This window comes from Leptolyngbya sp. Heron Island J (assembly GCF_000482245.1).
Classification (GTDB): Bacteria; Cyanobacteriota; Cyanobacteriia; order Phormidesmidales; family Phormidesmidaceae; genus Leptothoe.
On the sequence record NZ_AWNH01000039.1, the window covers coordinates 1 to 17020 of the forward strand.

At 48.8% G+C, this 17020-nt stretch carries 19 protein-coding genes and 1 tRNA gene; 17 read left to right on the top strand and 3 right to left on the bottom strand.

Annotated elements, in window-relative coordinates; all coding sequences use genetic code 11:
* Window positions 1-12 precede the first annotated feature (12 nt).
* From psbD to N836_RS50830, 3 genes are all read left to right on the top strand, one after another.
* A complete protein-coding gene (psbD, locus tag N836_RS50820; RefSeq protein ID WP_031292578.1) occupies window positions 13-1071 on the top strand; it encodes a photosystem II D2 protein (photosystem q(a) protein) in 1059 nt (352 codons plus the stop codon).
* Window positions 1055-2434 (top strand): photosystem II reaction center protein CP43, encoded by a 1380-nt coding sequence (gene psbC, locus N836_RS50825; protein WP_023072486.1) that lies wholly within the window; start codon window positions 1055-1057, stop codon window positions 2432-2434. The genes psbD and psbC overlap by 17 nt, the downstream gene beginning before the upstream one ends.
* Before the next feature lie 228 nt (window positions 2435-2662).
* Complete coding sequence (locus tag N836_RS50830; RefSeq protein ID WP_023072487.1) at window positions 2663-3097, top strand: pentapeptide repeat-containing protein; 435 nt, start codon at window positions 2663-2665, stop codon at window positions 3095-3097.
* Between the two features lie 91 nt (window positions 3098-3188).
* Here the strand turns inward: N836_RS50830 and N836_RS50835 are convergent, their stop codons facing one another.
* The gene (locus tag N836_RS50835; RefSeq protein ID WP_023072488.1) at window positions 3189-3845 is read right to left on the bottom strand and encodes a riboflavin synthase; all 657 of its coding nucleotides are present in this window, start codon (window positions 3843-3845) and stop codon (window positions 3189-3191) included.
* Between the two features lie 365 nt (window positions 3846-4210).
* Here N836_RS50835 and N836_RS50840 point away from each other — a divergent pair, with 365 nt between their 5' ends.
* The 4 genes from N836_RS50840 to N836_RS50855 all read left to right on the top strand — a co-directional run bounded on the left by N836_RS50840 (window position 4211) and on the right by N836_RS50855 (window position 7735).
* Window positions 4211-4708: a bifunctional nuclease family protein gene (locus N836_RS50840; protein ID WP_023072489.1), complete on the top strand. Its 498-nt coding sequence runs from the start codon at window positions 4211-4213 to the stop codon at window positions 4706-4708.
* 30 nt (window positions 4709-4738) lie between these two features.
* Complete coding sequence (locus tag N836_RS50845) at window positions 4739-5845, top strand: aldo/keto reductase (protein WP_023072490.1); 1107 nt, start codon at window positions 4739-4741, stop codon at window positions 5843-5845.
* A gap of 155 nt (window positions 5846-6000) precedes the next feature.
* The gene (locus tag N836_RS50850) at window positions 6001-7215 is read left to right on the top strand and encodes a ferrochelatase (RefSeq protein ID WP_023072491.1); all 1215 of its coding nucleotides are present in this window, start codon (window positions 6001-6003) and stop codon (window positions 7213-7215) included.
* A 79-nt stretch (window positions 7216-7294) separates the two neighbouring features.
* On the top strand, window positions 7295-7735 hold the full coding sequence (locus N836_RS50855; protein WP_023072492.1) for an SRPBCC family protein: 441 nt from the start codon (window positions 7295-7297) through the stop codon (window positions 7733-7735).
* Between the two features lie 85 nt (window positions 7736-7820).
* On the opposite strand, the gene N836_RS50860 is transcribed toward N836_RS50855, so the two are convergent.
* Window positions 7821-8048, bottom strand: coding sequence for a hypothetical protein (locus N836_RS50860; RefSeq protein WP_023072493.1), 228 nt, complete (start codon window positions 8046-8048; stop codon window positions 7821-7823).
* Between the two features lie 353 nt (window positions 8049-8401).
* Here N836_RS50860 and N836_RS50865 point away from each other — a divergent pair, with 353 nt between their 5' ends.
* The 6 genes from N836_RS50865 to N836_RS50890 all read left to right on the top strand — a co-directional run bounded on the left by N836_RS50865 (window position 8402) and on the right by N836_RS50890 (window position 14353).
* Window positions 8402-9823: an HD domain-containing phosphohydrolase gene (locus N836_RS50865; RefSeq protein WP_023072494.1), complete on the top strand. Its 1422-nt coding sequence runs from the start codon at window positions 8402-8404 to the stop codon at window positions 9821-9823.
* Complete coding sequence (locus N836_RS50870) at window positions 9820-10401, top strand: pentapeptide repeat-containing protein (protein WP_023072495.1); 582 nt, start codon at window positions 9820-9822, stop codon at window positions 10399-10401. Before N836_RS50865 ends, N836_RS50870 begins: the two co-directional genes overlap by 4 nt.
* Before the next feature lie 30 nt (window positions 10402-10431).
* Window positions 10432-10692 (top strand): hypothetical protein, encoded by a 261-nt coding sequence (locus N836_RS50875; protein WP_023072496.1) that lies wholly within the window; start codon window positions 10432-10434, stop codon window positions 10690-10692.
* A 349-nt stretch (window positions 10693-11041) separates the two neighbouring features.
* The gene (locus tag N836_RS50880; RefSeq protein WP_023072497.1) at window positions 11042-11995 is read left to right on the top strand and encodes a PstS family phosphate ABC transporter substrate-binding protein; all 954 of its coding nucleotides are present in this window, start codon (window positions 11042-11044) and stop codon (window positions 11993-11995) included.
* Between the two features lie 162 nt (window positions 11996-12157).
* Window positions 12158-13114, top strand: coding sequence for a hypothetical protein (locus N836_RS73235; RefSeq protein WP_023072498.1), 957 nt, complete (start codon window positions 12158-12160; stop codon window positions 13112-13114).
* A gap of 240 nt (window positions 13115-13354) precedes the next feature.
* Window positions 13355-14353 (top strand): hypothetical protein, encoded by a 999-nt coding sequence (locus N836_RS50890; protein ID WP_023072500.1) that lies wholly within the window; start codon window positions 13355-13357, stop codon window positions 14351-14353.
* A 54-nt stretch (window positions 14354-14407) separates the two neighbouring features.
* On the opposite strand, the gene map is transcribed toward N836_RS50890, so the two are convergent.
* Entirely contained in the window at window positions 14408-15241 is an 834-nt protein-coding gene (map, locus tag N836_RS50895) for a type I methionyl aminopeptidase (RefSeq protein ID WP_023072501.1), read from the bottom strand.
* A gap of 226 nt (window positions 15242-15467) precedes the next feature.
* Here map and rplS point away from each other — a divergent pair, with 226 nt between their 5' ends.
* The 4 genes from rplS (at window position 15468) to nusG (ending at window position 17019) form a co-directional block, all read left to right on the top strand.
* A complete protein-coding gene (gene rplS, locus N836_RS50900) occupies window positions 15468-15848 on the top strand; it encodes a 50S ribosomal protein L19 (protein WP_023072502.1) in 381 nt (126 codons plus the stop codon).
* A 60-nt stretch (window positions 15849-15908) separates the two neighbouring features.
* A tRNA-Trp gene (locus N836_RS50905) sits at window positions 15909-15981 on the top strand.
* A gap of 169 nt (window positions 15982-16150) precedes the next feature.
* Window positions 16151-16387 carry a preprotein translocase subunit SecE gene (gene secE / locus N836_RS50910; protein ID WP_023072503.1) on the top strand — a complete coding sequence of 79 codons (237 nt, stop codon included), beginning with the start codon at window positions 16151-16153 and terminating at the stop codon, window positions 16385-16387.
* Window positions 16387-17019 carry a transcription termination/antitermination protein NusG gene (gene nusG, locus N836_RS50915; RefSeq protein WP_023072504.1) on the top strand — a complete coding sequence of 211 codons (633 nt, stop codon included), beginning with the start codon at window positions 16387-16389 and terminating at the stop codon, window positions 17017-17019. The genes secE and nusG overlap by 1 nt, the downstream gene beginning before the upstream one ends.
* The last annotated feature ends 1 nt before the right edge of the window (window position 17020 follow it).

A 17020-nucleotide genomic window follows, 5' to 3' on the forward strand; every position in this document is an offset into this window, starting at 1 on the left:
AGAGGATTTGAGATGACCATTGCAATGGGCCGTGCTGGAGCTAATCGAGGCGTCTTCGACGTCGTCGATGACTGGCTCAAGCGCGATAGATTTGTCTTCGTCGGCTGGTCCGGTTTGCTGCTGTTCCCCTGCGCCTTCTTGGCCATTGGCGGCTGGCTCACTGGCACCACCTTCGTTACGTCCTGGTATACCCATGGACTCGCGTCTTCCTATCTCGAAGGCGCTAACTTTCTGACAGTTGCTGTCTCCTCTCCCGCTGACAGCATGGGCCACTCCCTGCTCCTGCTCTGGGGGCCTGAGGCTCAAGGTGACTTCGTTCGCTGGTGTCAAATCGGCGGCCTCTGGGCGTTTGTCGCACTCCATGGTGCCTTCGCCTTGATTGGATTCATGCTCCGGCAGTTCGAGGTCGCTCGGCTCGTCGGCCTGCGTCCTTACAACGCCATCGCTTTCTCGGCACCCATCGCCGTGTTCGTGTCGGTGTTCTTGATGTACCCCTTGGGCCAATCCAGCTGGTTCTTTGCACCCAGCTTCGGTGTGGCCGCCATCTTCCGATTCCTGCTCTTTTTGCAGGGCTTCCACAACTGGACCCTCAACCCCTTCCACATGATGGGCGTTGCCGGTGTCCTGGGCGGCGCACTCTTGTGTGCCATCCACGGAGCTACCGTGGAAAACACACTGTTTGAAGATGGCGAAGGGGCTAACACCTTCCGTGCCTTCGAACCCACTCAGGCCGAAGAAACCTACTCCATGGTGACGGCAAACCGCTTCTGGTCTCAGATTTTTGGTATCGCCTTCTCCAACAAGCGGTGGTTGCATTTCTTCATGCTCTTCGTCCCCGTGACCGGGCTATGGATGAGTGCCATTGGCATTGTCGGTCTCGCACTCAACCTGCGAGCTTACGACTTTGTCTCTCAGGAAACCCGCGCTGCGGAAGACCCTGAATTCGAAACGTTCTACACCAAGAACATTCTGCTTAACGAAGGTATTCGTGCGTGGATGGCTCCTCAGGACCAGCCCCACGAGAAGTTTGTATTCCCCGAAGAGGTACTGCCACGTGGTAACGCTCTCTAGTAATTACATTTCGGGTCGTGACCAGCAATCTACCGGTTTTGCCTGGTGGTCTGGTAACGCTCGTCTGATTGATCTGTCTGGTAAGCTGCTGGGTGCACATGTAGCCCACGCTGGTCTTATCGTTCTATGGACTGGTGCGATGACCTTGTTTGAGGTCTCTCACTTTGTGCCTGAGAAGCCTCTTTATGAGCAAGGCTTCATCCTGTTACCTCACCTAGCGACTTTGGGTTGGGGTGTAGGTCCTGGTGGTGAAATTGTTGATACATTTCCCTACTTTATCGTTGGTGTTCTACACCTAATTTCTTCTGCGGTTCTCGGTCTAGGCGGTGTATATCACGCTGTTCGTGGTCCTGAGACACTTGAAGAGTATTCCAGCTTCTTCCAGCAAGATTGGAAGGACAAGAATCAGATGACCAACATTATTGGTTATCACCTGATTCTTTTGGGTATTGGTGCTCTATTGCTCGTATTCAAAGCCACCCTGTTTGGCGGTGTCTACGACACGTGGGCTCCTGGTGGTGGTGACGTTCGTGTCATTACTAACCCCACCCTTGACCCTGCTGTTATTTGGGGCTATGTAGTTGGCGCTCCCTTTGGTGGCGACGGCTGGATTGTTGGTGTTAACAGCATGGAAGACATCATCGGTGGCCACATTTGGATTGGTCTGATCTGTATTTCCGGTGGTATCTGGCACATCCTAACCAAGCCTTTTGGCTGGGTTCGTCGTGCCTTCATCTGGTCTGGTGAAGCTTATCTTTCCTACAGTTTGGGTGCGTTGTCCATGATGGGCTTCATTGCATCCTGCTTTGTGTGGTTCAACAACACTGCTTACCCCAGTGAATTCTACGGTCCTACCAATGCTGAGTCTTCTCAGGCACAGGCCATGACCTTCTTGGTTCGTGACCAGCGCTTGGGTGCCAACATTGGTGCAGCTCAAGGTCCTACTGGTCTTGGTAAGTACCTGATGCGCTCTCCTACTGGTGAGATCATCTTCGGTGGTGAGACTATGCGTTTCTGGGACTTTGATGGTCCTTGGCTAGCTCCCCTGCGTGGTACTAATGGCCTTGACCTTGACAAGCTTAAGAACGATATTCAGCCTTGGCAGGTACGTCGTGCTGCTGAGTACATGACTCACGCTCCTAACGCGTCTCTGAACTCTGTAGGTGGCGTTATCACTGAGATTAACTCTGTTAACTTTGTGAACCCCCGTCAGTGGCTGTCGACTTCTCACTTCGTTCTGGGCTTCTTCTTCTTGGTTGGTCACCTATGGCATGCGGGCCGCGCTCGTGCTGCTGCTGGTGGTTTCGAGAAGGGTCTTGACCGTGAGAACGAGCCAGTATTGGCAATGGACGATCTAGACTAAGGCTTAGTCTCAGTATCGTTTGAAAAAGCCTCTACCTGCTGGTGGAGGCTTTTTGATTTGTGGGCTGATTGTCCACTTCGTTGTCAAGTATCTAAGCCAATAACCACAGGTATTTAAAGGGTTTTTAAATGCAAGAATGATTAATGTTGCGATCGCTATAGTTCTATGAGGTATCTAAGCTCTGTTTGTTGGAGACGCTGGCTGCTGAGCTGTTTGTTGGTAGGTGTAATGTGTTTAAGCTGGCCCAATACAGCCCAGGCAAAAAACTATGATCGGCAGAGTCTGCGGCAACAAAGTTTTGCCGGTCAAGACTTACGCGGTAATAACTACACCAGCACCGATATGGCAGAAGCAGACCTGAGCAATACAGACTTGCGTGGTGTGCGTCTGTTCGACACCAACCTGACCAAAGCAAACCTAGAAAATGCCGATATGACTGGCGCTACCCTAGATGGAGCCCGGTTTATTAGAGCTAATCTTAAAAACGCAATTCTTGAGGGTGCTTACGCATTTAGCACCGATTTTCGTAAAGCGAATATAGAAGGTGCGGATTTTACAGACGTTGATCTTGATGTCAAAACGAATGACATGCTCTGTGAAGTTGCAACAGGCGTAAATCCGGTAACCGGACGAACAACAAAAGATACGCTGTATTGTCCTTAACTTTTAGCTTGAGAACCACAGTTTCTTTGAGCGCTTACGACTTACTAGTTAGCCCACAATTCATATAAACCGGAGTCCTGACCTGAGGGGATTAGCCGTAACCATGTTCAGCTAAGAAATCGAGAGAAATGTCTGGCTGACCTACTGTGCTGGCTGGCTGGGTAAACCGCTCTACATACTTGCCCAAAATATCTCCTTCTAAATTGACGGCATCACCAGGCTGGAGATACTGCAGATTCGTTTCATCATAGGTGACTGGAATAACAGCCACCTTAAACCAGTCACCTGGTGGACTACAGTCTGCGATCGTCAGGCTAATACCATTAACACCAATGCTGCCCTTGGGGACGACATAGCGTGCCACTGGACTTTTGGGAACTGTAAAGCTAATTTCCCAGGCGCTATCAGTTTTAATAATATCGCCTACATAACCCTGGCCATCAACATGGCCAGTTACAAAATGGCCACCAATTTTGGACCCTACCCGCAAAGACGACTCCAGATTGACAGGACGATCCGGAGGAATATGTCCTAACGTCGAGCGTTCTAGGGTTTCAGGGGACGCAGTCACAATAAATCCTTTCGGCAAAATAGTCGCAACGGTCAGACAAACACCGTCTACGGCGATACTATCACCTAAAGCAATGTCTGCCATGATAGGACTAGAACCATCAAGGCCACTGATCTGTAAGCGATCGTTGTCTAGGGTTTGAAGCTTTCCTAAAGCTTGAATTAGTCCGGTAAACACCTTCTTATGATGAATTGGGGAATAAAAACGTAACGCTGGTACCCGAGCTATTTAATAGCAGTACAATTGTTGCAGTCAGATTTGCATAATGGTACGTATACCAGCCATAGAAATCGAATCCTAAATGAAGATTTCTAGAATTTAGCTAAAGATTTTTATGCAATGGTCAACAAGTTAGGGAGAGCTCTCTTAGCTTAGAAGTGGAAGGCTATATAAAACTGATTAGCACATACTATTTATCACCGATGATTTTTGACCCGCAGCCATTATATTTTCGAGATAGTCTGACACAGTTTGGGTAAATTTCAGGTGATAAAGTCTAGTTATTGGGTTAGATTCCTGCGGAGCCAAGAGGATTAATATCCATGATCGAAATGAAAGTTGCTGGCATTGCACTGGATGCAGTCTCACGAAATCCTGTGATTTTGCTGCGTGACGCATCCGAACGACGAGCACTGCCTATTTTTATTTCCAATGAGCAGGCCCGCGCAATTATCGTCGCCTTGGAAAATGAAGAGTCTGTGCGGCCTATGACCCATGATCTATTTGCCAATTTGCTAGACGATTGGGAATTAGAACTTGAGCGTGTGGTGATTCATTCCTTAAAGGACAACACGTTCTATGCCACGATGACTCTAAAACAGGGAGAGGTGACCAAAGAACTGGATTCTCGTCCCAGTGATGCTATCTCAATTGCGCTGCGGATGGGAGCTCCCATTTGGGTTATGGAAGAGGTTGTGGCCGACGCTTCAATTCCAGTTGATCGAGAGGCTGACGAAGCGGAGAAAGAAGCATTTCGCGATTTTGTTTCTAACTTAAGTCCATCAGATTTTGCTCAGCAGGGCCGCTCATCTAACCAGTAGGTTCTGCGGGTTGAGGCAACTGCTAACCCCATGCACTATCGGCGCTTTGGTAAAACTGAATTAAACCTGTCTGTATTTTCTCTGGGTACAATGCGCTGTTTAGAAAATGCAGAGTCTTTGCACCAGGTTTTGGCTGACGCAATTGGCCGAGGCATTAATCACATTGAGACAGCACGGGGCTATGGTCAAAGTGAACGCTACATTGGTCAGGCGCTAAGTAGTTTTGAGCGGTCTAAGTTAATTTTGACGACCAAGTTGCTGCCAGATAGCGATGTTGATCGGCTGGTGGATGAGTCGTTAGCGCGTTTAAACACGGGCTATATTGACTGCCTGGCAGTGCATGGGGTGAATACACCGGAGCATTTGCAGCAGGTTAAAGCAATGCTGCCAGGGTTAACACAGGTGGTAGCCGATGGTCGGGTACGTCACGTAGGGGCGTCTAGCCATGGGTCACTGGACGTGGTGATGGGTGCGATCGCACTGCCCATCATCAGCTTTATCAACCTGCACTATTACTTTTTTAACCAACGCAATGCCGCTGCTATCAAGCTAGCGCACCAAAGAGATTTAGGGATTTTTATCATTTCCCCAGGCGATAAAGGGGGACAACTCTACACCCCTTCTGACCGACTTCGGCAACTATGTGCTCCATTTGATCCGCTGCTGCTTACCTATCGATGGCTGCTGAGTGACCCGCGTATTACCACCCTCAGTGTGGGACCTGCACTGCCAGCTGAACTTAATTGGCCACTGCAGATAGCCGATAAGACTGACTCCCTGACCAAGCCAGAACAGGAAACCTTAGCACGTCTGCACCAGACACAGGCTGATGCTTTAGGAACTGAGCACTGCCGCCAGTGCTACGAGTGTCTTCCTTGTCCAGAAGCAATTCATATTCCAGAAGTTTTACGGCTGCGTAACCTGGCTCTGGCCTATGACATGACAAAATTTGGCCAATATCGCTATGGCATGTTTGAGCGTGCTGGTCACTGGTTTCCAGGACGCAAAGGCAACCGCTGCACCGACTGCGATGACTGTCTGCCTCGCTGTCCGGAGCAGCTAGATATCCCGACGCTATTACGCGATACCCACCAGCGACTAAAGGGACCTGAGCGCAGACGATTGTGGAGCGATTGAATTAAGACTTAACAGACAGTAACAGCTGCGTATCAATTAATCTCAGGAGTCTTAAATTCTTACAATGGCCGCAGGGATATCAGATGAGGTGCGTTAACTTTAGGGCCTGTCCAGTGTGACAGTAACGCCTAAATCACCTTCGAGGCTTATTTTTTATGGTTGCGATTCCGCACGCACATTTATCTACCCCAGATCAAAGCAATACTGACGAGCGTGTGGCAGTTTTGCTTATGGGCTATGGCGAAGTAGAAAGTTATGAAGACTTTGCCAACTACAACGAACAAGCACTGAATTTACTGACGGCTAAATTTGCGCCTGTACCAACCTGGATTTATCCTCCCCTAGCTAAGCTCCTAGCACTCTTTGATCGCCACGAGTGGGATCACCAGCACGATCACTTCATTTCGCCCCACAATGGCATTTTTGAACGTCAGCGAGCGGGAATTGAAAATCACCTTCAGGCCAAGTGGGGGCAGCGGGTTAGCGTTTTTAAAGCGTTTAACTTTTGTGCTCCATTTTTACCTGGGCAGGTACTCGAGGAAATTCAAGCCCAGGGCTTTACCAAGCTATTGATCTACCCGCTGCTAGTCGTGGATTCGATTTTCACCAGTGGCATTGCTGTGGAACAGGTTAACAGTGCGTTAGCCAAGACCTTTACGGGGGGAGAAGACCATTGGCTCAAAAGCACACGCTATATACCGTCCTTCTATAACCAGCCAGATTACATTGAGCTGCTAGCCCGTCAGGTGGAGGACAAAATTCAGCAGCATTTGGCAGTTGCTCATCTCCCCTCACAAACTGGCATCGTGCTGATGAACCACGGTTGCCCCCATAAAGCAAAAGGATTTACCTCAGGTATTACGGAGAGTCAGCTACTCTACGATGCAGTCCGAGAACGGTTGGTCTATAACTATCCCTTGATTTCGATTGGCTGGCTGAACCATGACACACCCATGATTGAGTGGACGCAGCCCAATGTCACTCTAGCCGCGCAAAATCTGATGGATCTAGGAGCTACAGCGCTCGTATTTATGCCCATTGGCTTCGTTACCGAAAATCACGAAACCCTATTGGATGTGGAGCACATCATTGGCCACTTACGCCGTAAACGGCCTGATGTTACCTATGTGCAAATGCCTTGCGTCAATGACAACGAGAGCTTTACAGCAATGGCGGCTGGCTGGGTTGATGGCCTGATTTCAGATCTTCTGGGTGAGCAGGGCATCGTTGTCAATCAGCGCGCGCAGCTTACAGAGGATTTCTCAGGACATCACCATGACAGTGCTCACAACGGGCACCACCATGACGGACATCATCATAGCGACCATGGCCACAGTCACCACCATAGCCACCATGCCCACCACCATTAGGGCTGTCTGTTTCAAATAAAAAAATAAGTAACAATGATCGGTAGCACTTAATCGCTATCGATCATTTTTTGCATTTAGTATGGGTGTCTTCGAACAGTCAATCTTGATTCGGGCCAGCGCTACGACGGTTGAACGGTGCATTTGCGATCGCACCCTCATGCATCAATGGCTCAACCCAGCCCTACGCTGTGAACCCATGGGAGATACCTGGAGCACAGAGTTAAACAGTCAGACCCGATTTATCATTCAAATCCCGTTACTACAGCCCAGCCTAATCAGTACGGTGGTCGAACGTCGTCCGGGGCTAGTCGTGTGGGCGTTTACCGGCTTTTTTACCGGCAAAGACCGGTGGGAATGCATCCCAGAAGCAACCGGAACCCGTTTACTCAACAGGTTCGCATTTGAAATTCCCAACCCCCTAGTGGCCTTTGGATTTAATCAGTTTGCTGCTAATTGGACCAAGCAGGACATGGAAGCTCAGCTCAAGCGCCTGAGACAAGTGGCTGAGCGATTAGGCTAAAAAATTAAAGGGGCCAGATTAAAGGGACCAGAAAAACTACGGGAAAGACCATCTCACGCTTTCCCTGTCCGGTTCTTCCTATGCCCTACTGCCCAAAATTAATGGGTGGTGCTTCCATAAAGCCATCTTCTTGCAGCACCTCACCAATCAGTGCCTTATCTTGATTAATACACTCAGGCTTTTGGGCATACTGGCAAACCCTGGCATACAGTCGAGCACGGGTGCCCTTAGAGCCATTAGAAAACTGGACAACATCATCAATGATGGTGACACCGCATACAGGACAGGTCTGTTCTTGGGATGGGTTAGTCATGCTATTCACTCGATTACAATACGCTCCACCCATGGTAACTAGGTGGTTCCCTATCTTAAGTTAAGTACTCTTACTCATTTCAGCCACCTGTTTTGTATCGTTTGACAACAAAAATGTTCAGTATTGGCGATTTCAAGCAGTCAAACATACAGGTCTCTGTTAAGTCAGGTATTGCCTATTTTGGAAGTTCGGTACAACTTATTTAAGACATGCCACGCTTTTTAGCAAAATGTGAAATCATAGAGAATACCTAGCTGCATAGCTAAGCTTCATCTAGCAAGATTTTGGAGCTTGGGCAGACTAACTTCCTATTCTGGGATCAGACCAATATCTGGTTCGTTAAGAGTCTTCCTATGAACTCTGAGGCTACCCTTAATCAACTCAAAACCCTTTTGCCCGAGGGGCAAATGCCCTCCAGCTATGGTGTTTACTTTAAAAACACACTGGTGGCCCTTTGTCATGCCTTGGAGGATCACATTCTCGAACAACCAGAGAGCGATCAGCCCCTAGTACTGGTGACCTTTCAACAGGGAAAGTGGTACCTACAGGAAGCCGATCGCTACCTAAATATTGCCAATTGTTCACAGCGTGTTGCGATCGCAGCTGTCCCCGACAGTGGTTTTGGTGACCATGCCACCAGTCAGCTGGCGAATGTAGATATGGTGGATCTACAGCCAAATGACAGCCTCACCGAAGAATGGAATCTGATTATTCTAGCCCCAGGCTATGCCTCCATGGTGCTTTGCCACGAGCTATCAGAAGACGAATATCGTAGCGACAGCATCCCCAATGTAGACGTTGAACGCAAATTTTACGGACTTTGGACTTTTGAGCGTGGACCTGTGGAAGCCGCTGCCAAAATCTTGATTGAGCGCATGCGGCCCTATAATCCAACCCTGGCCCAGCAACTAACAGAACACTACAACACGATCAAAAGTAATCCGTCCGGGACCGCAACTGATCTCAGCGGTGTTGTCTCTCGCATCGTTAACTATTTGCAGAGCAGTCAGCAGCAGCTGGTTACCGTCAGCCGCCAAACCCGCGAGCTTTGGGAGCTAGAAGGTCAAGCCTCAAAGCTGAACCGCAACTTGGCTGCCAATAAGCTCCAGGCGTTCCTGCGCATGGTGCAAAAAATTGATGAACGCGACTCTGCCAATCCTGCCGCTTCCCTACAAGTTTCAGCTTTGGCAGAGACCCTGGGGCAGCTGCTTGACTTGCCCACATTAAAACTACGCCGCCTGCGGCTTGCGGGGCTACTATTTCGTATCGGCCTGGCTGAAGCCCCTAAAGAAATTTTTCAGCAAACGGCAGACCAACTGGATGAAGCTAGTTTAGTTTTTTGGCGCGATCGCGCTGCCCTGGGTGGTCAGCTGCTCTCGTCCATGCCAGAACTAGCCCCCATCAGCCGCATTGTGACCCACCAATTAGAATACTGGGATGGTAGCGGTACCCCAGACGGCCTCAAAGCCGAGGCCATCCCGATCGAGTCAAGAATTTTGGGTTTGGTCGCCTATTTTCAAGAACTGACAGAATCAAGAGGTGAACGAAAAGCGATGTCTCCAGGGGAGGCCTTAGCCGTCTGCGAACAACATAGCGGTCGTCGCTTTGATCCCAGGCTAGTTGAGTCTTTAAGCACTGTTATTCGACTGGCTGAAATTGGCATGCTACAGCTGCCGAAACGTCCTAGCCAGCAGCCCATTGTTTGGCTTGAAGATCTTAAACCTGGAGCAGCAGAACACAGGCATCCCTCCACAATGCAGGAAGTCACCTCATGACCCCATCAGAAATTAAGGCAGTTCTGCAGGGAACTAAAAAGGATCTGATGGGTGCTGAGTTAGCTGGCATGGACCTCAGTGGTTTAGACCTATCCCAAGCCAATCTAAAGGGGGCCAACCTGAACGGCACCATCCTCAAACAGGCAGATCTCCGCGCTAACCTGCGCGGAGCTGACTTAATGGGGGCTAACCTAACTGCGGCAGACCTTCGTAATGCCGATTTACGAGGAGCCGTGCTACTAGAAGCAGATACCACTGATAGCAGTTTCGCTGGGGCGTTTCTAGCTGGTGCCGTTTTAAGCAACCTTAACCTGATGGCAGTCGATCTGCGAGGAGCCGACTTACGAGGAGCAAACCTTTCTGGCTGCAACCTTCGCAATGCTGACCTGGGTAACGCCAATCTATCAGGAGCCGATTTATCTGGGTCCGATTTAGAAGAAGCCAATTTGAGTGGAGCTGTGTTACGAGGGGCTAATTTAAGCCAAGCCAATCTCTTATGTGCCCATGTCAACAATGCCAATTTTGACGGCGTGGTCCTAGCAGGTGCTTGCTTAACCGGGACACCGTTAGATACCTAATCATCCTTCCAGGAAGGATATCGCAGAGAGATGAGCACTCAAACAAGAGGCAAAACCGTTTTTTTATTGGCATCGATGGTGGGTTGGCTCCTTAGTGGAGGAGCTTTAATTTATCTCACTCCATTTCTAGCCAATCAGATAGCTCCTTCTGATACCACCCATTTGTGGATGGAAAACCTGACGCGGGGAGGATATAACCCCATACTCGCTTTGGCCGGTGGAGGCAGCATTCTTATCTGTACTATCATTGGCAATGCCGTCTGGTATAGATATTTTGAAAACCAGACTTAGCAGAAGGCCTTAAAGCTGAGGAGTTGGGGAACATTGAACTTGAATTCACTATCAAGTCCAAGAGAGTTCTCTGGCTTGTTTATAAATTTATATAAGAATTTAATCGAAAGTAATGTTAACTACAGCAATGTGGCCTAGGATTAAGCTGAAATTCAGTTGACAAATTGCTCGCTTAGTTTGTTTGTATGGTAAAAAGGACAGGCAGCTTTTCTCCACGTTGAGCTTGTTCCATTCTTTACCTCTCTTTAAACATAAAGGGAAGTTTTCTTAATTCATCAATTAGTTCGTCTTAACTTGATATCGCTACATTGCTTCGTGGCCTGAACAAATAGCCACGGAGTGTGTAGTTATGGTTAAGTTCGCTCAATTTTTTGGCACGGCAGCTGCTGTAGCTTTGGCAGGTGTCCTAACGGCTACGTCTGCAATTGCCCAAACTATCGCCATTGACGGTTCTAGTACCGTTTTTCCCATCACTGAAGCGATGGCTGAAGAGTATGCCCTCAGCGGTAACTCTGCAGAGATTACTGTTGGCGTTTCCGGCACTGGCGGTGGTTTCAAAAAATTCTGTGCTGGTGAGACTGTTATCTCTAACGCATCTCGTCCGATCAAAGACATAGAGAAAGAGCTTTGTGCCACAAATAACATTGATTACATTGCTATTCCTGTTGCCTATGATGCTCTAACTATTGTGGTCAATCCTGCCAACGATTGGGCAACTGAAATGACCGTTGAGCAACTGAACGCAATGTGGCGTCCTGAAGCCGAAGGCACCATTACTCGCTGGAATCAGCTTGATTCCTCCTGGCCCGATGAAGAAATCGGTCTATATGGCCCTGGTACTGATTCAGGTACATTTGACTACTTCACCGATGAAATCAACGGTGACGGGGGTGTTAGCCGTGCTGACTACACTGCTAGTGAAGATGACAACATCCTGGTACGGGGTGTTGCTGGCGATCCCTATGCTATCGGTTACTTCGGTTTAGCTTACTTTGCTGAGAACGCTGACATTCTGAAGGCCGTCAGCATCTTCAATGAAGAGCTCGGTGAGTTTGTTGAACCCACTGTAGAAAATGTTGAAGCTGACATTTACCAGCCGCTGGGCCGTCCCATCTTCATTTACGTAAACACTGCAGCTTTGGCTGATACCAGCACTGGTGTTGCTGACTTTGTTGAGTACTACATTGAGCAAGCCGATGCAGGCGAACTCATTCTTGATGTCGGTTATGTTCCTCTGCCTGAAGATGCCACCGACGCTACTCTCGAAGCTTACGACACAGAAGCTAACACTATTTTCAACTAGTCATTGATTAGCATTCGATTTCTTCCTTGGGGGGTCTTCCCTGAGGAAGGGGTTTATTAGCTTTTCAACTTTCACACGTTCAGTGTGCATCAATCCTTTCACCTTGGAGGAAGTTCGCGCCTCCAAGGTTTCCTTGGTGTTTATTGTTCTCCTTGCTAGAGCATGGTTAGTGTTGCTCCCTCTGAATCTCGTAAGCGTTTAGCCAAAATGGGCAGAACCCTGGCGATGCAACCGATTTTGTTTATTCAGGCATTGCCCTATGTCACAGCGCAGCTATCAGCCTATGGCATCAGTTTTCTCAAACGTCCAGTGGTATGGATGGCTCTAGGGGTACATGGCGCACTGTTGATCTTGCCAGCTGTTGACCTATCAGCACCACAGCAGGAAGAAATTGTGGAACCGGAATCGTCAGAAGAGATCACCATTGAAGCCGTTAGCCTCAGCGATATTTTGGCTCCCACCGAACCGGTGCCGCCGCTGGCAGAACCGCAGGCACCACCACCTGAAGCACCGGCTACTGTGACAGCTGCACCGCCTGTACTTACAGAAGTCCCTGAGCAGCTTGAAGAGATTATTGAAGAGCCGCCAGACGAATTCGAAGACGAGGTTGAGGGCATATTCGACAATGAATTTGAGGATGACGACAGCGCTCAAGCCTTTGCCTTTGATCCTGCTCAGCAATCATCCTTGAGCAATAGTTTGAGCCAGTTTCTAGGAGCTTCCAACGAAGGCACAAGTAACTTTGACGTGACTACCGAATGGTTAGGGATTGATCCAACCGATCCCATAGATATCAGATTTAGAACAAAAGATATTGCCAATGTCGTCGAACCCTCTGCTTTTTTTACACCTGATAGCATCAACGCTGGCACGTATTTACCTTTTCCCCAGGTGACATTCAAACAAATTGCTAGAAATATTGATCTTGTCAGGCGTGAGGGATTAGGGAAAGCTCTGGAAAGTGCTGGTATGTCACAGGTTGAAGAGGGTTTGTATGGTGGTCATCCTTTCTATGGTGTCTATGCAGCGGATGGACAACCAGTTAATTACATCTCATTGATTGACTTGAAGGGGACAACACTTGTGTTTGTCTGGCCAAATGATCCTCGGCAGAGCTAAGGCATTCAACACAGGGGTCACTTAACCTGGTCTTACCCACACAGTCCAATACAGTTAGATACCTGGAACAGGTTACATCAAAAATGCTAGCCCAATTGTTTAAGCTAGATATGGCAGTGAAGGTTTGGTTAGGACAGTTTAGAGCCTTGACACTTAACTACTCCAAGCAGTTTCGTCATCCTCATTTTTCCGTCCTTCGCTACATGGGTTGGCCTGCTATTAACTTTTGCCCACATTGTCATGAACGTTTTGAAGATCCTTTTTAATCCTATTTTTTTGCTAGCAGTGGGGCTGCATGCAGGGCTATTGATGATTCCAGTCGCTGGGGGTTCATCTGACGAAATTGTGCCTGCACCTGATCCTGAGGGAGAAAGTATTACAGTCACTCGGATTCCACCTAAATCAACGCAGCCCACACAGCCCAGTGGCCAAACAGCCGTTCCTCGACCCGATGCAACCAGCTTGCGACCAGCAGCAGCGGGATCGCAAACTTCAGGCACTAATCAGCAACAGGCACAAATACAGGGTCGGCCTCAAACTGGTCAAAGGGCTAATCAGGGTTCAATAACTGGGCAGGGCGCTGATAATCGTCGTCAGGCTAGCAGTCGCACTACGGAAAATCGGCCAAATCGTGAGGCCACCCAAGACAGCGCTAACGAAGTTGCGGTGCTGCCCGCTAATAACAGTGACACTAATAACAGTGCTGGAAACGCTGCCTCCAGAACACCTACAGAGCAGGCAGCTCCGACCCTGGTAGCGCTCAAAGATGGGGCGCAAACTCAGGAAGTGCCCAAGCTGCTGCGAGATTTCCTAGCGCGTCTGCGGCACAGTGTGTTGATAACCACAGAACCGGAGGTTGAAGAGGCAAAGCAGGCGTGGTTAGAAAACCTGCGCGAGCAACCAGCCATACAAGTCTCAGAGCCTCAAGCATTAGATCAGGGATTGGCAATCAGTTATCCAATTACGGATGGGGGCAGTCCTCGTCGTTATCTGAGCTGTCTCACCCCTGCACCGGAAAAAGGATTAGTGGGTGTGGTAATTAATCCTGGCGGCGCGATCGCAACTGAACCGACCCTATTACGCAGCTCTGGCTATGAATTTCTCAACGACATTGCTCTAGCCAAACTCCAGGACTACACTGACTTCCCCGAAGCAAACACCCAGAAACTCTACACAGTAGATATCGAGGTGGACTACGACCAAGATGCTTGTATAGAGCTGAGCGACCTCAAAAAATAGTTGAAGCCGTTTACAAACTTAACGTGCTGAAGGCTGCAGCAAGGCCAAAACTTATTAGACCTGAGAACGGTCAGTCAGAATTTCTTGACCGTCTTCGGTAATCAGCACCGTATGCTCAAATTGGGCCGATAGCTTGCGATCGCACGTTACCACCGTCCAGCGATCGCGCAGCGTTCGCGTCACCTTAGACCCTTCATTCACAATGGGCTCAATCGCTAAAGCCATCCCCGGCTTTAGCGTGACATTGGGCAACTCCTTAGTCCGAAAGTTAAACACCGATGGCGGCTCGTGTAGGTTACGGCCTACACCATGGCCTGTAAAGTCTTCAACCACTGTATAGCCGCTAGCCTGAATGCTATCTTCAATCGCACCAGCAATATCCAGCAGCGTTTTCCCTGGTAAAGCTTGGGCAACGCCTGCATACAATGCCGCTTCAGCAGCCTGCATCAGCCCCTGGGCTCTGCTATTAATCTTGCCAACAGCGATCGTTATACAGGAATCACCGTGAAACCCTTCAAAATAAGCTCCGGTGTCCACTTTCAGCAAATCCCCGGTCTTAATCACCTTGCGTTTTCGTGGAATCCCATGGACAACTTCATCGTTGATACTGGCACAAATAGACCCTGGAAACCCATGGTAGCCCTTGAAACTGGGTGTAGCCCCCATCTCACGAATGCGACGCTCTGCATAGTCATCTAGATCCGCTGTGGTCATACCTGACTGCACCAGCTCAGAAATTTCCTTCAAAACCGTTGCAACGATGCGACCAGCCTGACGCATGGTGTCCTGTTCAGGCATAGACTTTAACTCAATCCCCTGATGTTTGCGAGGTCCTACCATAACCGGTACAGCCAGGGCTCGCGACAGCAAATTACCTAAAACATTCATAAGTGGGTGATTGATATTTTGAACTGGGGTAAACGTGTAGTGATTGAGAATTATTTAGCTCGCACTACATATAGTATGCAGGATTCTTCACCCCATTCCCCACTGCCTATTCCCCCATCAGCGAAATCAGCCATGGTCGATTACCCGTTCTATATTTCCTAAAAAAATCCTTGGTGTTTATGACCATGTTGGCCTAATATTAAAGACCGTGCGCTTTTCAGGGCTTATGAACGCTGAGGAGATTATCCGCTCTATAGAAGCGGAACATATCAAAGAAGATATTCCCAAGATCTATGTTGGGGATACAGTTCGGGTCGGTGTCCGAATTGTTGAAGGTGGTAAGGAACGTGTGCAGCCCTACGAGGGTACTGTGATTGCCATGCGCAATGGCGGTATCAACGAGACTATTACCGTACGTCGCATCTTTCAAGGTGTCGGTGTGGAACGTGTTTTCTTGCTACACGCGCCTCGCGTAGCCAATATTAAGGTTTTACGCAGAGGTAAAGCGCGTCGTGCTAAGTTGTATTACCTTCGCGATCGCGTCGGTAAGGCAACTCGCTTGAAGCAGCGCTTTGATCGTCCCATTGAAAAATCAGGCAAAAAATAGCTGTAGGGCGTCTAAAGCCCACAGCTTAAGCTTTACAATGGGACAAGTTCAAAGAGTCGTGCGTCCTTAGTTCAGTTGGTAGAACGTCGGTCTCCAAAACCGAATGTCGGGGGTTCGAGTCCTCCAGGGCGCGCTGAGCGATCAGTAAAAGTTCTGCCTAAAGCTTTTAGATTTGTTGCTCAAAAGAGGTTTTTATTGATCTCTTAAGCAAGTCGCTTTAGGTGGGACTTTTGTTTGGTTAGCTCTAGGTCAATGAATGATTCAGTGGCCGGACTCCACTAGCAAACAAGGAAGCTAATGACGTGGTCAAAAAGGATGCTAAGGAAGTAGTTAAAAAGCAGCCAAGCGACTCTGCTGACTCGTTTGACGCCGGATCTTTTGTAAAAAGTACGCGCGAAGAGTTGAGTAAAGTAGTTTGGCCCTCCAGGCAGCAGCTGATCAGCGAATCTCTAGCTGTCATTTTGATGGTGGGTGTATCTGCGACGCTAATTTACTTAGTGGACAGACTCTTTGGTTGGGCTTCTAGGCAGGTGTTCTAATGACTTACGCTTCTGACGATCCAAATTATGGAGCTGATAGTGATGAGGTTTCTGAAGAACCGAAAAAGTCACAATCACGCTGGTATGCAGTTCAGGTAGCCTCCGGATGTGAGAAACGCGTCAAGATGAATCTTGAGCAGCGATCCATCACATTGGATGTTGCCAGCCGTATCTTTCAGATCGAAATCCCGCAAACCCCTGCGGTAAAGCTACGTAAGGACGGCAGTCGTCAGAATATCGAGGAAAAAGTTTTTCCTGGGTATGTTCTCATCCGCATGATTCTGGATGACGACGTTTGGCAGGTGGTCAAAAACACCCCCCATGTCATTAACTTTGTCGGCGCTGAGCAGCGCCGTGCCACTGGACGTGGGCGAGGGCATGTTAAACCCATGCCTTTGAGTAGAGCCGAAGTCGAACGTATCTTTAAGCAGACCCAAGAGCAAGCACCCGTAGTCAAAGTTGACATGGCTGAGGGTGACAAGATCTTGGTGCTTTCCGGTCCGTTTAAGGACTTTAGTGGCGAGGTCATTGAAGTTAGTCCCGAGCGGAGCAAGCTTAAGGCATTGCTATCGATTTTTGGCCGTGATACCCCCGTTGAGCTGGAATTTAACCAAGTGCAAAAAGAGAGTTAAT